Origin of the sequence: Burkholderia sp. AU33803 (assembly GCF_002223095.1) — a bacterium.
GTDB lineage: Bacteria > Pseudomonadota > Gammaproteobacteria > Burkholderiales > Burkholderiaceae > Burkholderia.
In genome coordinates this window covers 962,235-985,108 of record NZ_NKFJ01000004.1, presented here as the reverse complement: position 1 = coordinate 985,108, position 22,874 = coordinate 962,235, and the positions used below count along the sequence as shown (strand labels likewise).

22 protein-coding genes are annotated in these 22,874 nt (G+C 69.2%); 7 read left to right on the top strand and 15 right to left on the bottom strand.

Annotated elements, in window-relative coordinates; all coding sequences use genetic code 11:
- The first annotated feature begins 224 nt into the window (after window positions 1–224).
- The gene (locus CFB41_RS07080; RefSeq protein ID WP_373453135.1) at window positions 225–1,247 is read left to right on the top strand and encodes a diguanylate cyclase domain-containing protein; all 1,023 of its coding nucleotides are present in this window, start codon (window positions 225–227) and stop codon (window positions 1,245–1,247) included.
- Between the two features lie 40 nt (window positions 1,248–1,287).
- On the opposite strand, the gene CFB41_RS07075 is transcribed toward CFB41_RS07080, so the two are convergent.
- From CFB41_RS07075 to CFB41_RS07060, 4 genes are all read right to left on the bottom strand, one after another.
- A complete protein-coding gene (locus CFB41_RS07075) occupies window positions 1,288–1,740 on the bottom strand; it encodes a hypothetical protein (RefSeq protein WP_089456026.1) in 453 nt (150 codons plus the stop codon).
- Entirely contained in the window at window positions 1,740–3,164 is a 1,425-nt protein-coding gene (locus CFB41_RS07070; protein WP_089456025.1) for a phosphatase PAP2/dual specificity phosphatase family protein, read from the bottom strand. Before CFB41_RS07070 ends, CFB41_RS07075 begins: the two co-directional genes overlap by 1 nt.
- Window positions 3,161–4,930, bottom strand: coding sequence for a bifunctional alpha/beta hydrolase/class I SAM-dependent methyltransferase (locus CFB41_RS07065; protein WP_089456024.1), 1,770 nt, complete (start codon window positions 4,928–4,930; stop codon window positions 3,161–3,163). The genes CFB41_RS07070 and CFB41_RS07065 overlap by 4 nt, the downstream gene beginning before the upstream one ends.
- Window positions 4,931–5,035: 105 nt before the next feature.
- Window positions 5,036–5,641, bottom strand: coding sequence for a CDP-alcohol phosphatidyltransferase family protein (locus tag CFB41_RS07060; RefSeq protein WP_089456023.1), 606 nt, complete (start codon window positions 5,639–5,641; stop codon window positions 5,036–5,038).
- A 457-nt stretch (window positions 5,642–6,098) separates the two neighbouring features.
- Between CFB41_RS07060 and CFB41_RS07050 the strand changes: the two genes are divergently transcribed.
- Entirely contained in the window at window positions 6,099–6,731 is a 633-nt protein-coding gene (locus CFB41_RS07050) for a lysophospholipid acyltransferase family protein (protein WP_089456022.1), read from the top strand.
- A gap of 37 nt (window positions 6,732–6,768) precedes the next feature.
- The gene (locus CFB41_RS07045; RefSeq protein WP_089456021.1) at window positions 6,769–7,698 is read left to right on the top strand and encodes a phosphatidate cytidylyltransferase; all 930 of its coding nucleotides are present in this window, start codon (window positions 6,769–6,771) and stop codon (window positions 7,696–7,698) included.
- Between the two features lie 42 nt (window positions 7,699–7,740).
- Here CFB41_RS07045 and CFB41_RS07040 read toward each other — a convergent pair whose 3' ends face one another.
- Window positions 7,741–8,556 carry a topoisomerase IV gene (locus tag CFB41_RS07040; protein WP_089456020.1) on the bottom strand — a complete coding sequence of 272 codons (816 nt, stop codon included), beginning with the start codon at window positions 8,554–8,556 and terminating at the stop codon, window positions 7,741–7,743.
- Between the two features lie 56 nt (window positions 8,557–8,612).
- Entirely contained in the window at window positions 8,613–9,371 is a 759-nt protein-coding gene (locus tag CFB41_RS07035; RefSeq protein WP_256940868.1) for a hypothetical protein, read from the bottom strand.
- Window positions 9,372–9,477: 106 nt separating this feature from the next.
- Between CFB41_RS07035 and CFB41_RS07030 the strand changes: the two genes are divergently transcribed.
- Both CFB41_RS07030 and CFB41_RS07025 read left to right on the top strand, forming a co-directional pair.
- The gene (locus CFB41_RS07030; protein ID WP_089456019.1) at window positions 9,478–10,275 is read left to right on the top strand and encodes a response regulator transcription factor; all 798 of its coding nucleotides are present in this window, start codon (window positions 9,478–9,480) and stop codon (window positions 10,273–10,275) included.
- A 159-nt stretch (window positions 10,276–10,434) separates the two neighbouring features.
- Entirely contained in the window at window positions 10,435–11,256 is an 822-nt protein-coding gene (locus CFB41_RS07025; protein ID WP_089439796.1) for a carbon-nitrogen hydrolase family protein, read from the top strand.
- A 30-nt stretch (window positions 11,257–11,286) separates the two neighbouring features.
- Here CFB41_RS07025 and CFB41_RS07020 read toward each other — a convergent pair whose 3' ends face one another.
- Genes CFB41_RS07020 through CFB41_RS07010 form a run of 3 tightly spaced genes read right to left on the bottom strand, consistent with a single transcriptional unit; the run spans window position 11,287 to window position 14,295 of the window.
- The gene (locus tag CFB41_RS07020; protein ID WP_089456580.1) at window positions 11,287–11,598 is read right to left on the bottom strand and encodes a hypothetical protein; all 312 of its coding nucleotides are present in this window, start codon (window positions 11,596–11,598) and stop codon (window positions 11,287–11,289) included.
- Window positions 11,598–12,956: an acyclic terpene utilization AtuA family protein gene (locus tag CFB41_RS07015; RefSeq protein ID WP_089456018.1), complete on the bottom strand. Its 1,359-nt coding sequence runs from the start codon at window positions 12,954–12,956 to the stop codon at window positions 11,598–11,600. Before CFB41_RS07015 ends, CFB41_RS07020 begins: the two co-directional genes overlap by 1 nt.
- Window positions 12,957–12,996: 40 nt before the next feature.
- Window positions 12,997–14,295: a CitMHS family transporter gene (locus CFB41_RS07010; RefSeq protein WP_089456017.1), complete on the bottom strand. Its 1,299-nt coding sequence runs from the start codon at window positions 14,293–14,295 to the stop codon at window positions 12,997–12,999.
- Between the two features lie 97 nt (window positions 14,296–14,392).
- On the opposite strand from CFB41_RS07010, the gene CFB41_RS07005 reads away from it, so the two are divergent.
- Complete coding sequence (locus CFB41_RS07005; protein ID WP_089456016.1) at window positions 14,393–15,289, top strand: LysR family transcriptional regulator; 897 nt, start codon at window positions 14,393–14,395, stop codon at window positions 15,287–15,289.
- Window positions 15,290–15,331: 42 nt separating this feature from the next.
- Here the strand turns inward: CFB41_RS07005 and CFB41_RS07000 are convergent, their stop codons facing one another.
- Window positions 15,332–15,916 carry a flavin reductase family protein gene (locus tag CFB41_RS07000; protein WP_089456015.1) on the bottom strand — a complete coding sequence of 195 codons (585 nt, stop codon included), beginning with the start codon at window positions 15,914–15,916 and terminating at the stop codon, window positions 15,332–15,334.
- 132 nt (window positions 15,917–16,048) lie between these two features.
- Window positions 16,049–16,474 carry a VOC family protein gene (locus CFB41_RS06995; protein WP_011351673.1) on the bottom strand — a complete coding sequence of 142 codons (426 nt, stop codon included), beginning with the start codon at window positions 16,472–16,474 and terminating at the stop codon, window positions 16,049–16,051.
- Window positions 16,475–16,586: 112 nt separating this feature from the next.
- Here CFB41_RS06995 and CFB41_RS06990 point away from each other — a divergent pair, with 112 nt between their 5' ends.
- Window positions 16,587–17,462 carry a LysR family transcriptional regulator gene (locus tag CFB41_RS06990; RefSeq protein WP_089456014.1) on the top strand — a complete coding sequence of 292 codons (876 nt, stop codon included), beginning with the start codon at window positions 16,587–16,589 and terminating at the stop codon, window positions 17,460–17,462.
- Between the two features lie 15 nt (window positions 17,463–17,477).
- Here the strand turns inward: CFB41_RS06990 and CFB41_RS06985 are convergent, their stop codons facing one another.
- From CFB41_RS06985 to CFB41_RS06970, 4 genes are read right to left on the bottom strand one after another with little or no spacing between them, the layout of a single operon-like run.
- The gene (locus CFB41_RS06985) at window positions 17,478–18,257 is read right to left on the bottom strand and encodes a hypothetical protein (RefSeq protein WP_089456013.1); all 780 of its coding nucleotides are present in this window, start codon (window positions 18,255–18,257) and stop codon (window positions 17,478–17,480) included.
- A 55-nt stretch (window positions 18,258–18,312) separates the two neighbouring features.
- Window positions 18,313–20,898 (bottom strand): TonB-dependent receptor, encoded by a 2,586-nt coding sequence (locus tag CFB41_RS06980; RefSeq protein ID WP_089456012.1) that lies wholly within the window; start codon window positions 20,896–20,898, stop codon window positions 18,313–18,315.
- A gap of 54 nt (window positions 20,899–20,952) precedes the next feature.
- A complete protein-coding gene (locus CFB41_RS06975) occupies window positions 20,953–21,939 on the bottom strand; it encodes a FecR domain-containing protein (RefSeq protein ID WP_089456011.1) in 987 nt (328 codons plus the stop codon).
- Between the two features lie 3 nt (window positions 21,940–21,942).
- Complete coding sequence (locus CFB41_RS06970) at window positions 21,943–22,452, bottom strand: sigma-70 family RNA polymerase sigma factor (protein WP_089425105.1); 510 nt, start codon at window positions 22,450–22,452, stop codon at window positions 21,943–21,945.
- Window positions 22,453–22,874: the final 422 nt, after the last annotated feature.

The window sequence follows — 22,874 nt, the reverse complement described above, 5'->3', positions numbered from 1 at the left end:
AGCGAAAAAACCTCAATCCGGTCGGAAATGCTGCGCGAGAGGGATGAATGGTAAGAATTGCGCCGTTGTCGCCCGGCAGGTCAAACGGCATACTGCCGGCGCGGATCGGCTGGCCGGCGGCGATCCGTTGCAGACCGCCCGGCCTGAACGCGCGGCCGCGAGGCGGCGCGTATGCTACCGCATTCCGACGCCGCCGGACGTGCTTTCTTTCACGGAAAACTGACTTGAATCAAATCGTCGACACTGCCACTCCGTCCCCCGATACGCTGCTGCGCATCATTGCCGTGCAGACCGAGATCGCGAAGCTCGGCCTCGATCTCGGCAGCGTGATGGCCTATGTGGCCGAACAGGTGCCACGGCTCACCGGCGCGAGCGCCGCCGCGGTCGAATTCGCCGAGGGCGACGACATGGTGTACCGCGCGGCGTCCGGCACGGCAGCCGGGATGCTCGGCCTGCGGCTGCGGCGCTCGGGCAGCCTGTCGGGCCTGTGCGTGCAGCAAGGCGCGTTGCTGCACTGCATCGATTCGGAAACCGACCCGCGCGTGGATCGTGACGCCTGCCGGCGGGTCGGCCTGCGCTCGATGCTCGTGATGCCGCTCACCCATGCCGACACGACCGTCGGCGTGCTGAAAGTGATGTCGCCGGAAGTCGACGGCTTTTCGCCAGCCGACGCGGGCACGCTGCGGCTGACGGCCGACCTGATCGCCGCCGCGATGTTCCACGCGGCGCGTAACGAGGCGAACGAACTGTACCTGCGCGCGACGCACGACGCGCTCACCGGCCTGCCCAACCGCGCGCTGTTCTACGACCGGCTGCGGCAGTCGATGCACACGACGCTGCGCGCGAACGGCCGGCTCGGCATCCTCAACATCGACATGGACGGGCTGAAACCGATCAACGACGGGTTCGGCCATCGCGCGGGCGACGCGGCGCTGCGCGAGATCGCCACGCGGATGCAGGGGGCGGTGCGGCGCTCGGACACGGTCGCGCGCATCGGCGGCGACGAATTCGCGGTGATCCTGCCGAACATCGGCAACCGCGACGATGCGCATGCGCAAAGCACGCGGCTCGCGCGTCAGGTGAGCGAACCGTTCGAATTCGAGGGGCGCCCGATGCGGCTCGGCGTCAGCGTCGGGATCGCGCTGCTGCCCGACGACGGCACCGACATGAACGCGCTGATCGAGCATGCGGACCAGGCGATGTATGAAGTGAAACGCACGCGGTCGCAGCGGGTCGCTCACGCGTAACGCGGCGCGACGAGCCGGCGGCGGCGGCCTTGTACGGGCGCTAGCCGATCTGCGGCACGGCGATCGCGAGCCCGACCACGACCCACTGGACGATCGCGACGAGCACACCGGCCCGGCACAGCCCGACCGCGCCGCGCACGCGGGCGTCGAGTGCGCGTCCGGCCTTCGACGCATCGATCCAGCCGAGATCGGCGAGCGCGCGGTCGAGCGCCGCGAGGCCGTCGTCGACCGATCCGTCGCCCGCCGCCGCACGCGCGAGCGCGGCGAACAACCGGCGGTCGATCTCGATCCGCACCGCGTACCACAGCGCCGCGATCCCCGACCCGGTGCTGACCACCGCCAGCAGCACGCGGGCGATCGTCGTCGGCGCCCAGCCCGCCGCGATCCACCAGCCGGCGCCGGCCGCGGCCAGCGCGGCCGCGATCGCCCACGCACCCGCATCGAGCGCGCCGCGCGCGGCGGCAATCCTGAAGGGCGCGGACGGGTCGCGCATCACGCGCCTCCCGCGCCGCGACGGCAATCGATCCACTGCTGCAGCACGGCCACGCCGTCGTCCGACCACACCGCATGCGGCCGCATCGCACGCACGGCGGCCAGCGCGTCGCGCGCATCGCCGAGCCCGCGTCGCGCCGCCAGCCACGCGGCCGCGCACAGTACGCTGCGCCCGTAGCCGAGCGCACAGCAGACCAGCACGTCGCGCCCTTCCCCATGCAGGCGTTCGAGCGCCGCGACGGCCTGCGCGAGTTGCGCAGCCGTCGGCGCGACGAGGTCGAGTTGCGGCACGGTCGCATACGCGAGCGACGCATCGACCGACGTCCAGCGCGGCATTTCGGCGGTCAGGTCGACCAGCGCGGTGAAACCGTGGCGGCGCACGTCGCGCGTGGTCGGCGTGCGGCCGATCGACACGCGTTCGTCGATCCTCACCGGCGCCGGCTGCCGGAACGTCCATAGCCGCGAATTGACGAACGCGCCGGCAATCGTCGGCGCGAGCAGCCAGCGCATGACGACCGGGAACCGGCCGAGCGCGTCCTTCTGGAAAGCGCCGGGCGCGCCGCGCCGGTAGATCCACGCGACACAGGCGAGCGCCAGCGCGACCCACCCTGCCGCCAGCGCCCAGCCGGGTGCGCGCGGCACGCACCCGAGCGCCACGAGCGCGAGCGCCGCCGCGCCAAGCGCATAGCGGCGCGCGAGCGCACGGCCGGCCGCGCCCGGCGACGCATCGGCGCCCGGCAGGCGGCCCGCGGCATCGCGCAACGGAAACAGGAACAGCGCGAGACAGCCGACGGCCGCGCCGGTCGGCACGTCGATCGCATGATGCTGGTAGGTGGTCAGCACCGATACGCCGATCGCCGCGAACCACAGGTGCAGCACGCCGCGCGCGAGCGCGCCATGCAGGTGCTTCGCATACACGGCCCACAGCACGACGAGCAACCCGATGTGCAGCGACGGCGCCTGGTTGAACGGCTTGTCGAAGCCCATCAGCAGCGTGAACAGCGCACCGGCCACGCCGCCGGCGTCGGGCCGCTCGAACCCGAAGCGCAGCGGCCACGCGATGAAGCACGCGACCGAGATCAGCTGCACGGTCAACAGCCGCTTCACGTGATCGAGCAGGTCGGCGCGGCGCGTCCAGAAAAAGAACGACAGCGCATACAGCAGGTCGATCGACCAGTACGGCACGATCGTCCACGGCACGAACGGGATTGCGTGTTCCCAGCCGAACGCGAAGGTCGGCACCGCCGCGCGGCGCGCGGCGAGCCAGTTCGCAAAGCCGTAGGTCGAGAAGAACACGGCCCCCATCACCGCGAGCCAGCCGAAACGCAGCGCGAGCGACGCGTCGCGCGCGCCGGCGCCGGCGCCGGCATCGGCCGCCGAGGCCGGTTCGGCGAGGTCGCTCGCGCCGCCGCCGAGCGCGCTCATGACGCGTCGACCCGCTGCGCGAGGCTGACCGTGAAGATGCCCATGTCGTCGATCCGCTGGTCGAGCTTGCGGAAGCCCGCGCGCGCGACGAGCTCGTCCATCTCGGCCTGCGAGCGGCGGCGCATCACCCAGGTCGCTTCGCCTCGGTGATTGTTCAGCGCCCGTGCGATGAATTCGAGCTGCGGATGCCACGGCTGCCCCGTGTAGACGAGATAGCCGCCCGGCGGCACGGCCTGCGCGAGCCCGCGCAGCGAGCGCTCGATCAGCGCGTTCTCGCCGAACAGCTCGTAGAGGCCCGACACGATCGCGAGCGTCGGACGCGGCTCGAGCGTCGCGAGCGACGCCTCGTCGAACGCGTCGCCGCGCTCGAAGCGTGCGATCGACTCGAGGCCGCGCTGCGCGATCAGCACGCGCCCGGCCTGGACGTTCGGCGGGCTGTAGTCGCGCAGCGTGATGTCGTCGGGCGCCGCGCCGTCACGCTCGGCGGCCGACGCGATCGCGTCGAGCACGTAGCGCCCGTGCCCGGCCGCGATGTCGACGATCCGCACCGGTGCGCCGTGGCCGCGCAGGCGGCCGATCGCCGCGCCGATCAGCTCCTGCAGATGCACCTTGCGCTGGCGGATGCCGACCCAGCCCGGCGAATCGAGATAGGTGCGGTCGATCAGCGCACCGACGCCGAGCCGCCCTTGCGCGCGGTTGCGGTACACGTAGTCGAGCGTCGAGCCCGAATCGAAGCCGAGCCGCAACCCGAGCGCGATGCCGTCCGACAGCGCGCCGCCGGCCTTCAGGCCGGCGCGCGTGAGCGCCCAGTACGCCCGCGCGAACGCATTCGCGGGCGGCCGGCCGAGCGCCGCGTATTCGTCGTGGAACGCGCCGCGCCGGTCGGCGTCGGCGAGCGACACGCGCGGGCTCGGCGCATCGAATTCGCGCAGCACGAAGGCACGCAGCGGGGCGAGCGCCTGCGCGCGGTCGCGTTCGCCGAGCGTGTCGTGATAGAAGCCCGGCAGCACGATGCGCTCCTTGCGCGCGGCGCCGAGGCGTTCGAAGAAGCGGTCCTGCGGGCCGCGATGCACGACCCAGTCGGCGCCCGAGATCAGCAGCTGCGTCGGCACGGTGATCGCGGCCGCGTCGGCGACGATCCGCTGCGCGGTGTCGTGCAGGTCGAGCAGCATGTTGACCGCGATCGGCCGCGTGATCAGCGGATCGGACGCATAGCTCGCGATCCGCTCGGGATCGTGCGTGAGGAATTTCGGCTTCACGTAGCTGTTCACATAGAACAGCCCGCGCAGCTTGTGCATCAGCCGCAGGCCCGGCCGCGCGAACGGCACGTAGAGCTTGATGTGGAACGCCGGCGACGCGACGACGAGCGCGCGGATCGGCGGCGCATAATCGTGCGCCCAGGTGGCCGCGAGCACCGCGCCGACGCTCTGGCCGACCACCGCCATGTCCTCGATCGCGATGCCGTGCGTGTCGCGGATATGTTCGACGAAGGTCTGCAGGTCGCGCACCGACGCGGCCGCGCTCGGGCTGAAACCGCGCGCGCCGGGCGAGCGGCCGTGGCCGCGCGCATCCCACGCAAAAAATGCGAAATCGGGCAGATCGAGTTCGTCGACCAGGTGCGCGACGCGCGCCGAGTGTTCGTGGCCGCGGTGCAGCAACACGATGGCGCCGCGGCAGCGCGGGCCCGTGGCGGGCCAGTGACGATAGAACAGCGCTTCGCCGTCGTGCGTGATGAAGTCGGCCTCGCGGGCCATGCGTGCGCTCATGCGTTTTTCTCTCGTTTCGTTATTCGAATCTTGGTGCGCCGCCCTCCGGCGCCCGGTACCGCAACTGCGTTGACAACTGTTTCAACCGCCGCTTCAACCGCCCTTTCAACCGCCCTTTTCCGCGATGCCGGCCTGCACGCGCCGCACCACGGTCACGATCGACAGCACGATCAGCAGGCGCCACAGCCAGGCGGCGACGCCACCGACCGGGAAGCCGAGCCCGATCCACAACGCGAACGCGCCGAGCGCGAGCGCACGGTCGCTCTTGCCGAACGGGCCGTCGTAGCGGCGGCTCACGCCGACCAGCGGACCGATCAGCCCCGCGCATTCGACGATCACCGCCGTCAGCGCGAACAGCCAGACGTCTGCCGGAGCGAACGCCGGAATCGCGAGAAACGGCAGCACCAGCGCGACATCGGACACGACGTCGCCGAGCTCGTTCAGGTAGGCGCCGAGCGTGCTCTTCTGGCCGTGCTCGCGCGCGAGCATCCCGTCGATCGCATTGAGCGCCATCCGTGCGAACAGCCACAGCGGGATCAGCAGGAACAGCGCTCGGGCAAACACACCGAGGCCGGCGAGCGCGCCGACGACGATCGAGCCGCCGGCCGCGAACAGCGTGACCTGGTTGGCCGTCACGCCGCGCTCGGCGAGCGCGTTCGCGAACGGGCGCAGCGTGTTCTGGAATTTGGGTTTGAGTGCGTATAGGCTCATCGTTTTAATTTGCGCGGCACAGTCGGATACATTTCCCGCCGCCATGCCCCGGGCGGCGAAACGGCCTTGGACGGCCTTCCATGGACGGCCCTAATCGTCGCCGAGCGGCCCCGATGCGTCAAGCGCGCGCCCGGCCCGCACGCGCGGCGCCAATCTGGCGTTTTTGACGGAAACTCGCGATAATCCGCTGGCCCGATCGCAGCGAGATCCATTCGAACTGCAAACGGGCGCTCGTGCAACAGCCGATTATCACGCCGCCGACCGGCGCATTCGCCGCGACGCAACCGCGTGTGACGGCGACTCGTCCGATTATCGCGGACCTGCGACAGGCAGCCACGAATTTGAAAAAATTTAAACAAGGGCCGTCCGGCGCGCATCCTGCCGCGCCGGCATTCCGGGGTCCCGCCCGCCGCTCACGCGCAGCGGGCCATGCAGGCACGCAGGAGGCGCAGCGCCGATGAACATCCTCAACGTCTGGCAGCGCGATTTCCTGCTGTCCATCGTGCGGCTCGTCGCCGGCGCGTATCCGGTCTGGCATCAGGCGCCGCCGTCCCCGACGCAGAAGATCTACTTCTCGAACCACACGAGCCACATCGACACGCTCGCGATCCTCGCCGCGCTGCCGCGCAACGTGCGCGCGGTCGTGCGGCCGGTCGCCGCGCGCGACTACTGGGACAGCAGCGACATGAAGCGCCACATCGCGCAGAAGCTGCTGAACGTCGTGCTGATCGACCGCCACCGCGAATCCGGCGGCGACCCGCTGGACCCGGTGCGCGACGCGCTCAGGCAGGGCCATTCGATCATCATCTTCCCGGAAGGCACGCGCGGCGCCGAGATCCTGCCGCAGCCGTTCAAGAGCGGGCTGTTCCACCTCGCGACCGAGTTTCCGGACGTCGCGCTCGCGCCCGTCTATCTCGAGAACCTGCAGCGGATCATGCCGAAGGGTGCGATCTGGCCAGTGCCGCTGATCTGCAAGGTGCACTTCGGTGCGAACGAACAGCGCGGCGCCGACGAGGACAAGCCGACGTTCCTCGCCCGCATGCGCGACGCGGTCGTCGCGCTCGCGCCACCGCAGCGGCCGGCCGGCTGAACGCGGCGCCCTCTTCTCCCCTTTCCGGATATCAACCATGCGAACCATTTTCTGGGAACTGGTCGCGGGCGTCACGGGCGTGCTCGTCGTCGCGACCGTGATCGGCGCGATCCTCGGCGCGCGCAGCGGCGGCACGAACGCGACCATCGTCAACCTGAACCAGCGCATCCGTGCGTGGTGGGCGATGATCGCGATCATGGCCATCGCGATCGGCCTCGGCAACAACATCACCTATCTCGTGTTCGCGGTGCTGTCCTACCTGACGCTGCGCGAATTCATCACGCTCACGCCCACCACGCCGAGCGACCATACGACGCTGTTCATCGCGTTCTTCGTCGCGATCCCCGTGCAATACCTGCTGCTCGGGATCAACTGGTACGGGATGTATTCGATCTTCGTGCCCGTGCACCTGTTCTTCGCGATGTCGCTCGTGTCGGCGCTCACGCAGGACACGCGCGACTTCCTGAGCCGCAACGCGAAGATCAACTGGGCGCTGATGGTGTGCGTGTACGGGTTGAGCCATGCGCCGGCCGTGCTGATCCTCGACATTCCGCACTACGCGGGGCAGAACGCGTTGCTGCTGTTCTTCTTCCTGTTCGTCGTGCAGATCAGCGACGTGCTGCAGTACGTGGTCGGCAAGCTGTTCGGCAAGCGCAAGATCGCGCCGCAGCTGTCGCCGTCGAAGACGATCGAGGGGTTCATCGGCGGCGGTCTGCTGGCCACGCTGTGCGGTGCATCGCTGTATCGCGTGACGCCGTTCAGCTTCGGGTCGGCATTCGGCATCTCGCTCGCGATCGTGATCGCGGGCTTCGTCGGCGGGCTCGTGCTGTCGGCCGTCAAGCGCTCGCTCGGCACCAAGGACTGGGGCTCGATGATCGCGGGCCACGGCGGGATGCTCGATCGGGTCGACTCGATCTGCTTCGCCGCGCCGGTGTTCTTCCACCTCGTGCGCTATCTGTACGTGTGATGCGCGGGCGGCGCCACGCCGCCCGTTCCTGCGCGCGAAGGATCAGTACCCTTCGCGCAAGGCCTTCGGCACGACATAGCGGCCACGCGCCGCGTCGAACTTCACCGTGTAGCGCGCGTGGATGGCCTGGTTGCCGCGCGTGCCGGTTTCCGTGACCGTCAGCGGATAGACGTCGCCGGTGCCGGTCAGGTCCGGCGCGATTTCGAAGCGGCGTTCCTCGCAGCGCGCCCGCGCGTTCGCACATTCGGTCGAATCCGCGTTGTCGAGCGCCTCGTCGAGGCGTGCCGCCGCCAGCACCAGTGCATGGCCGACCGGCAGCCAGATCGCGCGGAAGCGTTGCGTATAGCCTTGCCGCGTGTCGCTTTCGCCGATGACGAACCCGAACAGGTGCGGCCCGAGCCGCTCGATGCGCACCGTGCCCGGCTCGCCGCGGCCGCCCGACGCGATCTCCGTTTTCTTCATGACCGGCTCGAGCGTCTTGCCGTCCGCCGCCGGTTTCAGCACATACAGGTCGATCGTGCCGGTCGTCGCGTCCGAATCCATCCCCGGCATCCCGTTCTGCACGGCCGCCTCGGTCTCGCCGCACATCGCGAGCAGCGTGCGCGGGCCGTCGGCCGTTGCCACGCGCAGCGAACCGCACGGCGCATAGACAAGATCGTCCCCGTCCGCCTGCCAGCCCTTGCGGTCGGCGCGCCACTTGCCGTATGTGTCGTGGATGAAGGCCTTCAACAGACGATCGGGCTGGACCGGCTCGGCCGCATGAACGGGCGACAGCGCGGAAAGTGCAGTGAGCACCGCAAGCGCGGCGAGCGAAGCCGCGAGCGGCTTCAGACGTGTGTTCCGGTGCGGGACTGTCATGACGTGGTTCGTTCTGGTCGAAAAGAAGTGTCGCGAATGGTGGCGGGCCCACCCGATCACGGTTGCCGTGGTGCGATGCCGGTGCCGTCCGGCTTCAGCCGCGCGGTTGGCACCCACCCTTCGGCGATGCCGCGCGTGCGCGGATTCAGGTAGACGACCGACGTGAACCGGCCATAGTCGGCACGCGCATCGACGTGATCGTGCTCGACGATGAACCGCCCGTCGATCCGGCACGCGTCGTCCGGCGCGGAATAGAACGGCAGGCGCCCGTGGCCGGTGACGACCCGCCCGGCGTCGCTGCCCATCACGTAATTGCCCTGCGCCTGCGCGCGGCGGTTCAGCGCATCGCAATCGACGGCGTCGCGCACGGGCGCGGCCGGCGCAACGCACGCCGACACGAAACGCGACAACGCGCGCCGGTCGATCTTCAGCACGTCCGGCCGGTCGGGATCGCGCGTGACGTCGAGCGCCCGCATCGCCTGCGTATCGAGCGTGACCCAGCCGATCGTCGCGTCGCGATTCGGCGTGCCCGGATGATCCGGCATCGTGAACAGCCTGACGCGGTAGACGTTGCCGTCACGCTCGTCCACGTCGGCATGGATGTCGCGCCGGTTCATCCCGGTCTGCCGCAGTGCCGGTACGATCAACCGGGTCAGTTGCTCATTGCACGACGCCGGCGGCATGGCGGCGGCCGTTTGCACGGCCATCGCGCCCAGGCATGCCATCGCAGCAGGCACGGCGACAGCCGCCGCGAACCGGCGGCGGCATCCGGCCTCGCCATTCGCGCCGGCCGGCGTTACGATCTCGTTCTTCACCCAGGCTCCGTTCGATGCGCGCGGGAACCGGCCCGCGAGCCCGTAGCGTACACGTACGGCGCGGCACCGCAAGCGCACATCGCACCTGCCCGACATGGACCCACGCATGAACCTCACGTTGCAGGACGTCGCATGGCACCGCTCGGTCGGACGGCTCATCGAGTCGCTCGACCAGCCGGGCTTCTGGCTGGCGCTGATCCGGCTGATCGAGGAATACGTCGCGGTCGACAGCTGGGTCGCGCTGACGTTCGGCGACGGCCGCCCGCAGGTGCTCGCCGAATGCCCGTACGAAGGCGGCGGCCCCGACCCGCTGTTCCGCGACTACGTGCAGGGCCTGTACCAGCTCGACCCGTTCTACATCGCGAACCGCGACGCGCCGAAGAGCGGCCTGTTCCGGCTGTCCGACGTCGCGCCCGAATGCTTCCGCGATACCGAGTACTACACGCTCTATTTCACGCACAACGTCGTCGAGGACGAGGTGCAGTTCAACGTCGTGCTCGGCGATGCGCGCACGCTGTGCCTGTCGCTCGGCAGCAAGCGGCGCTTCAGCCCCGAGCAGGTGGCGCTGCTCGACCTGATCCGGCCGTGGGTGGCCGGGCTGATGCGGCAGCGGCTCGCGTTCGAGCCGGCCGCCGTCGAAGCCGCGGTGCCGCCGCGGGCCGGCAGCCATGCGCAGGACGGCTTCGAGCGCGCGATGGCGCGGCTCGGCACGCCGCTCACCGCGCGCGAACTCGACGTGATCCGGCTGATCCTGAGCGGCCGCTCGAACAAGGAAGTCGCGAACAAGCTGGCGATCTCCGCCGAGACGGTCAAGGTCCATCGCCGCAACATCTACGGGAAGCTCGCGATCAACTCGCAATCGGAGCTGTTCTCGCTGTTCCTGAACGCGCAAACCGGCTCCTGACGCGCATCGCGGGCCGGCACCGGCGGCGTCGCAGATCAATACCCCCGAAGGGTTAACGCGCCGGCGGGATGGGAAATCCGCCGCTTCGGCGCATACTGGGGCCTCCTTACCCACCCTTCCGGCGCCATCAGCGACGGGCCCCTGCATACCGACATCGCCATGAAACTGAAGCTCGATATCGTCCAGCTCGCCGGTCGCGACGGCGACACGCCCTACAACCTGCAACGCACGCTCGACGCGATCGCCACCTGCGCTCCAGGCACCGACATCGTGATGTTTCCGGAAGCGCAGCTCACCGGCTTCCTCGATTCGTCGAATCTCGCGGAATGCGCGGAGCCGCTCGACGGCCCGAGCGTCGGCGCCGTCATCGCAGCCGCACGCGCACGCGATGTGGCAGTCGTGGTCGGGCTGATCGAGAACGACGGCGGCCGCTTCTACAACACGACCGTCTTCGTCACGCCGGACGGCATCGCGCTGCGCTATCGCAAGACGCATCTGTGGGTGAGCGAGCGCGGCGTCGTGCTGCCCGGCGACCGTTTCGCGACGATCGAATGGCGCGGCGTGCGGATCGGCCTGCTGATCTGCTACGACAACGAATTCCCCGAAACCGGCCGCGCGCTCGCCGCGCTCGGCGCCGAGCTGATCCTCATCACCGACGGCAACATGGAGCCGTACCGCCCCGTCCACCGCACGTCGGCCACGGCGCGGGCGATGGAGAACCAGGTGTTCGCGGTGGTCGCCAACCGCGTCGGCGGCAGCGCGCACGACGTCGTGTTCGCGGGCGGCAGCCTTGCGGCCGATCCGTTCGGCAACCTGATCTTCGAAGCCGGCAATACCGAATCGCGTCACGCGGTCGAACTCGATTTCGACCAGCTCGCCGCGTCGCGCGCGGTCTACGACTATCGCCGCGATCAGCGCCTGCACATCGGCGGCGAACGCATCGAGCACGCCAACGGCCTGCGCGAACTGCTGATTCCGTAAGCGCTGGCCCGCCCCCGGCGGCGACCTCCGTCACGCCGGGGCGGGCACCTCGATCGCCAGCAGCGCGGAACTGACCGACTTGCCGTGCGCGTCGAGCGCGAGCGAGCGCGTGACGCCGCCGCCGAGCGCATCGCGCAGCACGAAATTGAATGCGCCGAGCGCCGGCAGTTCGTAACGCACGACGTCGCCGTGCACGATGCCTGCGAGCCACGCCTTCACGGCGTCGGCATCCAGATGCGTGCGCAGGTGAGCGTAATGACGCGGATCGTGGCAGATCACCGACACGTTCAGCGTATTGCCCTTGTCGCCGGTGCGCGCATGCGCGAGTTCACGCAGTTGCATCATGCCTCCACGAATGAAAACGACGGCGTCACGGCCGCGCGCGGCAGCAGCACCGACTGCACCGCGATCACCTCGCGCGTCGACTTGAACGCGCCGCCGCCGCCGGCCGGCCCGTTCGTATAGAGCGTCTCGACTTCGTTGCCGATGCGCGCGGCTTCGGCGGCGCTCGCCGCACGGCCGGCCACCCGCACGCGCACCTCGGCCGGCTCGCCGCGCACGGCCGGCGTCGCGTCGCCATACAGCGAATCGACACCGATCAGGTCGAAGCGCAGCTCGGTCGCGGCGACACCGGTCATGGCCAACCGCTCGCGGACGATCTCGAGCGCGAGACGTGCGCGTTCGAGCGCACCGGGGCCGCCGTACGAGATCTGCCCTTCACCGATCCAGCCGTCGACGTAAGCCACCGATACCTTCAGCGTATCGGGCCGCGCGGTGCCGCGCCCGCCCGTCACGCGCACGCGATCGGTCGCCTCCTCGGCCACGGTGACCTGCGTGAAATCCGCGACGACATCGGGCTGCAGATAGCGCGCCGGGTCGTGAATCTCGTAGAGCAGCTGTTCCTTGCAGGTCGCCGCGCTCACGCGGCCGCCCGCGTGCGGCACCTTGGTGATCACGACCGAGCCGTCCGCCGCCACTTCGCCGATCGGAAAACCGAGGCGTGCGAGGTTCGGCACGTCCTTGTAGCCGGGATCGGCGAAATAGCCGCCGGTCACCTGCCCCGCGCATTCGAGCAGGTGGCCGACGACCGTCGCGGCGCCAAGCGTGTCCCAGTCGTCCATCCGCCAGCCGAATGAGTGGATCAGCGGTGCGGCGAACAGCGACGGATCGGCGACGCGCCCGGTCAGCACGACGTCCGCGCCGGCCGCGAGCGCATCGACGATCGGCGCGGCGCCGAGGTACGCGTTCGCGGACACGATGCGGTCGTGATACGCGGCGACGTCGTCACCCGATTCCTCGAAGCGGAATGCGCCGCGCCGCACGACGTCGAGCACGTCGTCGCCCTCGACCGCCGCGACCTTCAGCTTCGTGAAACCCAGCGATTGCGCGATCTGCGCGGTACGCCGCGCGGCCGCACGCGGATTCGCCGCGCCCATGTTCGATACGATGCGCACGCCCTTCGGCACGGCGACCGGCAGCACCGCCTGCATCCGCGCGTCGAGCAGCGGGTCGTAGCCGAGTGCCGTGTCCTGGCGCCGCGCCTGCTGCGCGATCGCGATCGTGCGCTCGGCCAGGCATTCGAAGACGAGATAGTCGAGCTGCCCGTGTTCGGCCAGTTCGACCGCGGGCTCGATCCGGTCGCCCGAGTAGCCGGCGCCCGCGCCGATGCGCACGAGCCGTTCAGGTTGCTTTGCTGTCATGTCCGTACCGTCGTCCGGCGGCAGTCGCCGCCGGGAAAGATCAAAAGATGCCCAGCGCGACGCACGCGATCGTCATCACGATCGAGGCGCCGAACAGCAGCGGAAACGTGAATTTCTGGTGCTCGGCCAGCTCGATGCCGCACAGGCCGACGACGAGGAAGGTCGCGGGCGTCAGCGGGCTGACCGGGAACCCGGTCGTCATCTGGCCGAGCAACGCAGCCTGCCCGACCTGCACGGCCGGCACGCCAAGCTGGCCGGCCACCTCCGCGATCACGGGCAGCACGCCGAAGTAGAACGAATCGGGATCGAACAGCATACTGAGCGGCATCGACGCGAGGCCGAGCACCACTGGAATGTGGCCCGCCATCGACGGCGGCACGAAGCCGACCGCCGCCTGCGCCATCGCCTTCAGCATCCCGCTGCCCTGCATGATCCCCGTGAACACACCGGCCGCGAGCAGGATGCCGGCCATCATCAGCGCGGCGCGCGCATGCGCGTCGATGCGCTTCCTCTGCATGTCGACGTCCGGGTAGTTCACCATCAACGCGATGCACAGCCCGACCATAAACATGATCGCGGGCGGAATCTTCTCGCCCATCACGACCATCGTGCCGAGCACGACGAGCGTCAGCACGAGGTTGAACCAGAACAGGTGCGGCCGGCGCAGCGCCTGCTCGTCGGGCGTCAGCTCGCGCTTCGGCAGCGGAATCGACGCATCGTCGCGCGACAGGCCGAGCCGCTTCTCCTCGCGCCGCCCGAGCCAGTACGCGACGCCGAACACGAACACGAGCCCGATCGCCTGCACCGGGATCAGCGGATTGAACAGCGCCGACACCGGCAGGTGCAGCGACGCCGACGCGCGGATCATCGGCCCCGTCCACGGCAGGAAGTTGATGCCCGCGGCCATCGACACCGCGGCGGCCAGCACGCGCCGGTCCATCTTCAGCCGGTCGTACAGCGGCAGCACGGCCGGAATCGTCACGAGAAAGCAGACGGCGCCCGAGCCGTCGAGGTGGATCAGCAGCGCGAGCAGCGTCGTCCCCATCACGATGCGCGTCGGCCGCGTGCCGACCGCGCGCAGGATGCGGTCGATGATCGGGTCGAGCGTGCCGGCGTCGGTGATCGTCCCGAAATAGAGGATCGCGAACACGAACATCCCGACGACGGGCGCGAGCCCCTTCAGCCCGTCGATGACGAACTTGCTGGTGTGCAGCCCGAAGCCGCCGATCAGCGACGCGACGATCGGCACGATGATCAGCGCGACCAGCGGCGACATCCGCTTCGACAGAATCGCGGCCAGCAGCACGACGATCGTGCCCAGCCCGAGTAACGGCAGCATCCGTGTCTCCTACCTTGTCTTTTGTTGGAGACGAGCGTAAGGTCGGCGCAGCGATAGCACAATTGAAATGATTTGATCGCAGCAATCACGAACTGTTATGGATCTGAATCTTCGCGACATTCGCGCGTTCGTCACCGTCGCGCAGGCCGGCAACTTCACGCGTGCGGCCGCGCGCCTGCACCTGTCGCAGCCGGCGCTGACCGTGCAGATCCGTCGGCTCGAGGAGATCGTCGGCGCGCGCCTGTTTGACCGCAACAGCCGCAACGTCGCGCTCACGCAGACCGGGCGCGAGCTGCTGCCGCTGCTGCAACGCTCGCTCGACGACATGGAGCGCGTGCTGCGCGACGCGCGTGCGCTCGGCGAAGGCACGAGCGGCACGGTGCGGCTCGCGTGCCTGCCGACCTTCGCGTCCAGCGTGCTGCCCGAGCTGATCCAGTCGTTCCGGCGCGAGGTGCCGCTTGCGGGCTTCGAGATCCGCGACGGCGTCGCGAGCCTCGTCACCGCGCTCGTGCGCAACGAGGAAGCCGATCTCGGCTTGACGGGCGGCGATACCTTCGATGCGTCGCTGGAGGTGCTGTATGCGGGCGCCGACCGGCTCGTCGCCGTGTGCCCGAAGGATCATCCGCTCGCGCGCAAACGCCGCTTGACCACGGCGGACGTCGCCGCCGTGCCGCTCGTGCTCACCGCACGAGGCACGAGCGTGCGCAGCGTCGTCGATGCCGCGCTGGACGCGGCCGGCTGCACGCCCGCCATCGCGTGCGAGCCGACCTACATGATGACGGCCGTCGCGATGGTGCGCGGCGGGCTCGGCGTGACGATCCTGCCGGCAACCGCGCGCGAGGTGCGCGCCGAGCCCGAGCTGGTCGCGAAGCCGATCGACGACCCCGCGTTCGTGCGGCCGATCGCGCTCGTCACGAAGCGCGGCCGCACGCTGCCGCGTGTCGCGCAGGCGTTCGCCGAAACCCTGCTGACGGAATTGAACAAGCGCGCGTGAACCGCGCGCCCGGAACGGCGGAACCGGTCGCCCGCCCGACGCTTACTTCGCGTCCGGATCGACGTGCAGCGATTCGCCGATCGCATAGAAATTGCCGCCCGCGATGTAGTGCAGGCTGCGCAGCGCCGGATCGGCCGATTCGAAATACCAGTGGCCGTCGCGAAACACGCGCGTGTCGGACCACGCCGCGACCACCTCGCCGATGAACAGGTCGTAGGTCTGCTGGTTGTGCGGCTCCGGAATCAGCCTGCACGCGAGCCAGCCCGAACAGCCGGCGACGAGCGGCAGGTCGTGCCCTTCGACATCGAACAGCGTGACGCCCGCTTCGCGCAGCTTGTCGGGACGCTCCGCGAGACTGTGGCTGCCGACCGCATGCGTGAGCCGCAGCTGCACGGCCGTCGGCACCTGGATCACGAACGTGCCGCTGCGCTCGACGAGCTCACGCGTCTTCGCGGTCTTGTCCAGCACGACCGTCAGCTTCGGCGGCAGGAAATCCAGCGCGCACGCCCACGCGGCGGCCATCACGTTGTCGACGCCATCGTGGCGGGCCGACACGAGCACGGTCGGGCCATGGTTGAGGAGACGGTAGGCCTTCTTCAGCTCCACCGGAGCGATGTGACTGTCCATACGGGTTCCTTGGAGAACGGCTCGCACGGACGGACCCCGCGCGGCACGGCGCCGGCTGGTGCGCAAGCGCGCAACCGGGCCGGAGGCCGCATTCTCGCACCCAATGTCGATCGGCGCTGACCGCGCCGCCGGTCACTTCGCGAACAGCTGGCCGATATCGCGGAACGCCTTGAATTCGAGCGCATTGCCGCACGGGTCGAACAGGAACATCGTCGCCTGTTCGCCGACCTGCCCCTGGAATCGCACATACGGCTCGATCACGAAGGTCACGCCGAACGACTTCAGCCGCTCGGCCAGCGCCTCCCAGCTTGGCCAGTCGAGCACGATCCCGAAATGCGGCACCGGCACGTCGTGACCGTCTACCGCGTTCGTATGCGCGCCTTCCTGCGACGCGGTCTTCGGATGCTCATGGATCACGAGCTGATGCCCGTAGAAGTCGAAGTCGACCCACTGCGCGCTCGAGCGCCCTTCTGCCAGCCCGAACACACGGCCGTAGAAATCGCGCGCGGCCGGCAGGTCGTAGACGGGAATCGCCAGGTGAAACGGGGAAAGACTCATGGTGGCCTCGTGATGGAACGCTCGCGTGGCGCGAGGACGGCACCATGGTAGTCAAGGTCAAGCAGAAATTAAATCAATATATAGTTGCGTCATTCACAAACAGAATTGATCAATGATCCGCGAACTGAAAACCCTCGTCGCCGTCGCCCGGGAAGGCACGTTCGCCGCGGCCGGCAATCGTATCGGGCTCACGCAGGCGGCAGTCAGCGCGCAGATGCAGCGGCTCGAAGCCGAACTCGGCTTCGCGCTGTTCGACCGGCAAGGCCGCTCGGCGCGGCTCAACGAGATGGGTCATCACGTGCTCGACCAGGCGCAAGCGCTGATCGGCCTGTACGAGAACCTGAGCTCGACGTCGCCCGGGTCGCCCGCCGCCGTGCGCGTGACGATCGGCGCGATCGCATCGGTACAGAGCGCGCTGCTGCCGGCCGCGCTCGCCGATTTCCATCGCCGGCATCCCGCGTGCCGGACGCGCGTGATACCGGGCCTGTCGATCGAGCTGGTCAACCGCGTCGATGCGGGCGAGCTCGACATGGCCGCGATCATCCGGCCGCCGTTTTCGCTGCAGAGCGACCTGCACTGGACGACCCTCGTGCAGGAGCCGTTCCGGCTGATCGTGCCGCGCGGCGTGAAGGGCAAGGACTCGGCCGAGCTGCTCGCGCGCGAGCCGTTCGTGCGCTACGACCGCGCGTCGTTCGGCGGCCGCCAGGTCGACCGTTTCCTGCGGAAAATGCATGTCGCGGTGCGCGACACCTGCGAGCTCGACGAGCTCGACGCGATCGTCAAGCTGGTCGAGAACGGCGTCGGCGTCGCGCTCGTCCCGCAGACCGCCGTGTATCGCCGCTGGCCGGCCGGCGTGCGCGCGCTCGACCTCGGGCATCACACGTTCCATCGCGACATCGGGCTCGTGCATCGCGCGCGGCGCGCGATGTCGGAGCCGGCGCAAATGCTCGCGCAACTGATCGAGGCGGCGGCGCGGCAGCCGGCGTAGCGCCGACGTTGACGATCAGCGCCGCCCGGCCGCCCAGTCGACGGCCGCGTCGAACAGCGCGACACCGGCCGGCGACAGGTTCACGAACGTGTCGTTGTCGAGGAAGAACATCACGCGGCGCGCGGGCGCGAGCGCTTCGTAGTCCATCGTCGCGCCCTTCTCGTACGCGAAGATCGCGGCCTTGTCGGGCTGGCCATACACGGTCGCGATCGTGATCGCGCCGAGCCCCGGCTTGCCCCAGCTCATCGGCGCCTGCTTGCCGTACACGTTCGTCGTGCCGGCCGGCAGCCCGGCCGAGATCGGGTGCGGTGCATTGACGAGCCACAGGTAGCGCTCCTTGCCCGTTTCGCCGAAGTCGACGTCGTGACGCTTGCCCGTCATCGCGAGATCGTCGAGCAGGTCGTTTTCCCAGGTCACGAGCGGCTTGTCGAGCGTGCGCCAGCCCGGCCGCACGTTCTTCGACGACACCGTCGACGAAATCACGACCAGGTCGGCATCGCGCGCCGCATCGGGCGTCGACGACTCGTCGATCAGCCGCACCGCGTAGCCGCGTTCGCCGAGATGCTGGCTGATGCGTTCGTCAACCTTCAGGTTCGGCCCGCGCAACTGCACGAGCATCGCGACGCGCGTGACGGCCTGCGGCGCATCGGCCGCCCACGCGGGGGCGGCCACCCCCGCGCCGAGGCCCAGGCCCGCGCCGATCGCGAGCACCGAGCCCGCGATCGTGCGCAATGCGCGGCGCCGCGCACTCGCGGCCACGGCGCGCACGGCGCCGGTCTTCATGTTCCGGTTCATCTGGATCTTCTCCGAAGCCGCGCGCCGCCATGACGGCCGCGCGGCGATTGCGTGGTCAGAACTGCAGCGTGGTGAGCAGCGACACCTGTCGCGCATCGCCGATCGCGACGAAGTAACGGTTTGCGCTCGACGGGTAGTACGTGCGATTGAAGAGGTTCTTCACGTTGAGCTGGAACGACAGCTTCTGCTTGCCGATCCGCGTGTCGTACGTGGCGAACGCATCGGCGAGCACGTACGACGGCAGCGTGAAGCTGTTCGCCGAATCGCCGGGCCGCGCGCCGACGTAGCGCAGGTCCGCGCCGATGCGCAGGTCGTCGCCGCCGGCCACCGTGCCGAAGTCGTAGACGGCCGCGAGCGACGCGGTGTGGCGCGCGACGTTCCACAGCTGGTTGCCCGCGTACAGCGGATCCTCGGTCGTCTTCGCGTCGATGTACGCGTAGCTCGCGATCACGTTCACGCGCTCGCCGAGCTTGCCCGACACGTCGAGCTCGATCCCGCGCGAGCGCGCCTTGCCCGACGTGCGCCAGTCGGTCAGCTTGGTCGCGTCGTTGTACTGCGACACGAGCACGTTCTTCTTGTCGATGTTGAAGAGCGCGAGCGTGCCCGTCATCCCGCCCGGCAGGTCGAGCTTGCCGCCCACTTCCCACGCGGTCGCTTCCTCGGGCGGCGTCGCGCCGTCGATGATGTAGCCCGCCATCGGCGCGATCGACGACGACGGCTTCAGCGATTGCGAGTAGCTGCCGTACAGCGAGAACGTGTCGGTCCACTTGTAGACGACGCCCGCGCGCGGCAACCACTTCGAGCCGCTGAGATCGGTGTTCGCGACGAACGGCCGGCCGCGTCCGGCGACCTGGTTGTACGTGATGTAGCGCAACCCGCCCGACACGATCCACTTGTCGGTCAGGTGGATCGTGTCCTGCACGAACGCGGACGCATCGTGCAGCGTGTCGGTCTGGTCGCTGTCGCTCGCCGACACCGTGCTCGACGGCGGCAGCAGCCCGTAGACGGGGTTGAGATAGTTGAACGGCGTCTTCACGGCCTGCCGCAGCATGTCCTTGCGGTAGATGCGGCGGTATTCGGTATCGAAGCCGACCTGCACGTCGTGCTGCATCCCGCCCAGCATCAGCTTGCCGTTCACGTAGCCGATCCCGTAGCTGTCGGTGCTGAGCGAGCCGTGCGTCGCGTCGTTGCTGCGCGTCATCGTGCCCTTCACCGGATCGACACCCGTCGTGCGCAACTGGTTCGCGTCGTAGGTCTCGCGGTTGTAGCTGTAGCCGAAATGCGCGCTCCAGTCGGCGTTGAACTGGTGATCGACGCTCACCTGCGCGAGGTGCGATTCGCCGTCCATGTTGTTGAACGGCTCGTCGATGCGCCGCCGCGCGGGAATGTCGAGCGGCGCGTTGGTGCGCGGGTCGAGCGCGGTGCCGCGATCGAACGGCGTATGGAATTTTCGGTACTGGTAGGACACCGCGACCTGCGTATCGCGGCCATACCATGCGAGCGACGGCGCGACGAAGGTCTGCCGGTATTCGCCGAAGTTGCGCCAGTACTGCTCGTTCGACTGGTCGACGATCAGCCGGTACGCGAGCCGTGAATCGCCGACCGGCCCGGTCGAGTCGAAGGTCGCGCTGCCGCCGTTCTTGCCGTGCCCGAACGTCGACGCGCCGAGCGAGATCGCGTTGTAGCGCTTGAGCTGCGGCTGTTTGGTGACGACGTTGACCACGCCGCCCGGGTCCATCAGCCCGTACAGCAGCGACGTCGGCCCCTTCAGCACCTCGACGCTGTCGACCGCCGCGTTGAACGCACGCCCCTGCACGAGCGGCATCCCGTTCTGCATGATCGAGCCGTCGCGGTTGCCGCCGAAGCCGCGCTTCATGATCGTGTCCTGCGTGCCCGCGAGCGTGTTGCCCTGCGTGATGCCGCTGACGTTGCCGAGCGCGTCGTCCAGGTTGCGCGGGCGCTGGTCGCGCAGCACCTGCGCGGGCACGATGTTGACGGCCTGCGCGGTGTCGAGCAGCGGGATCTCGGAACGGAGCACGCCCGCTTCCTTCGGCGCGCGATAGCTTTCGGCGCGCAGCGCACTGGTGCGCACGTTGATCGCGGGCAACTCGGCGCCCGCCGCGACGCCGGCCGCCGCGGGCCGTGCGACCGAGCCGTCCGTGCGCTTGAGCGTGTAGCCGCCGCCCGCTTGCCGCAACGCGACGAGCCCCGTGCCCGCGAGCAGGCGGTCGAGCGCGCCGTCGACGTCGAAGCGCCCCTGCACGCCGCCGCTCGTCAGGCCGGCGGTCAGCTCCGCCGGAAACGCGAGCAGGATGCCCGCGTCGCGGCCGAACCGGTTCAGCGCCGCTTCGAGCGGGCCGGCCGGAATGTCGAACGCACGGCGTGCCGCGCGCTGCGCGGACGGCGCCGCATCGGTGTCGGTGTCGGCCAGCGCGGGCAGCGGCAGCAGCGCCGACACCAGGACGGCGCCGGCCAGCCGGCGCGCGAGGCGACCCGGCGCGGCAGGTGCGGCGGATGCGGCCGGGCGGGACGCGCGCGGCAGAGGTCGGGCAGGCGCCGGACGGCGCCGATACGTGAGACGGATGGAAACCATGATCGGGAGGTCGGTGGACGATGGGCCAGTGCTGCTTTCATTACCCATGTCACGCGAACATCGAGAAACAGCTCAGGTCAGCGGAAAATTTTTTCGACGGGCTCACGAACGGGCCGGTACGACCGTCGCCCAGTAGCGCGTCAGGTAGTGAACGTCGATCGGCAGCGTCGCCTTCAGCGTGTCGAGCACGCGCGCGGGATCGTCGAGCGGATAGGTGCCCGACACGCGCAGGTCGGCCACGGCCGCCTCGCAGCGCAGGCTGCCGCGGCGATAGCGGTCGAGCTCGGCGACGAGGTCGGCCAGCCGCATGCGCGACGCGACGAGCATGCCGCCCGTCCACGCGGACGCATACGCATCGAGCGGCGCCGGCGCGTCGATCGTGTCGCGCGTGAAATCCGCGCCCTCTCCGGCCGCGATCACGCGTGCGTCGGCCGTCGCATCGTCGGGCTGCACGCGCACCGCACCGGCGAACACCTCGACGCGGGTCGCGCCGTCGCGCTGCCGCACCGCGAAGCGCGTGCCGAGCGGCCGCAGCTCACCCTGTGCCGTCGCAACGACCAGCGGCCGCGCGGGCACGCGACCGTCGTGGCCGCTCGTCACCATGATCGTGCCGCGCAACAGGCGCAGGCGGCGCGCCGTATCGTCGAAGCGCACGTCGAGCGCCGTGTCGGTATCGAGGACGACGACCGTGCGATCCGCGAGCGTCACCGTGCGCCGCTCGCCGACCGCCGTGCGCAGGTCCGCCGGCCAGATCGCCGCGCGCCGCGCGGGTTCGGCCATCCATGCGGCACCGCCCGCGAACAGCAGCACGGCCAGCGCCTTCACGGCCGCGCGGCGGCGGCCCGCACGCGGCGGCAGCAGCGCCGCCTGCGCGGCCTGCGGGTCGAGCCCGGCCGCCAGGCCGCCGAACCGGCGCTGCATCGTTTCGATATGTCGCCATGCCGCGTCGTGCGCCGGATCCTCGGCGCGCCAGCGCGCGAGCGCGGCATCGAACGCTTCGTCGGTGGGGCCGGCCTGCCGGTCGACCCACCATTCCACCGCGCGCCGCGCCACTTGCGGCGGCACCGCCTTCGCTCCCGGGGCGGCCATCGGTCAGGCCGCCATCGCGAAGAAGCACTGTGTGCCGGCCTTCACGAGATAGCGTTTCACCGTCGCCAGCGACACGCCGAGTTCGCGCGCGATCTCGGCCTGCGTGAGCCCGTCGAGCTGCGCGAGCAGGAACGCCCGCTTCGCGGCGAGCGGCAGCCCGTCGAGCAGCCGGTCGATTTCGAGCAGCGTCTCGAGCACGACGGCCCGCTCCTCCGGCGATGGCGCATGCGCTTCGGGGCGCAACGCGAGCGCATCGAGATACGCGCGCTCGATCTGCTCGCGCCGCCAGTGGTTGCTCAGCACACGCTGCGCGACCGTCGTCAGGAACGCGCGCGGCTCGTCGGCGCCGATCGGCTCGTCGCGCGCAAGCAGACGCATGAACGTGTCGTGCGCGAGATCGGCCGCGCGGTGCGCGCAACCGAGCTTCCGGCTCAACCAGCCGCGCAGCCATGCGTGGTGGCCGGTGTAGAGGGCGTCGATTTCTCGATGGAGAGACAGCTTGTCAGCAGACATGGCCGGGTTCCGGGAGGCGCAGGCGTCAACGATTTTGTAAATGAGAATGATTATTATATACAAAACCAGACCGGCGACCGGCGTTTCGGTGCGCGGGGGTGGCTGCGCTGCGGCGGGCAGCGCGACGCAGTCGGTCACGCCGGCGTGACACGCGCACGACGTTCCACACGCGCAGCGCCCATGATGACGAATCGGTCACCCAATCGTGAGGCCGTCGCCGGCCGCGCGCGCCGCGTAATTAACACATTCACTACCCCTCGGCCAAATCGATTCATTCAATAATTATTTGACGGATCGATAACAATATCCCGGCCCTCCCGATTCCTCGCTGAATTGGCCGAAATTATCGCGAGATATGCAAGCCGCAATGGCCAGATCGCGAAATGCCAATCGATTGATACGTAATTTTCAACAATTCAAAT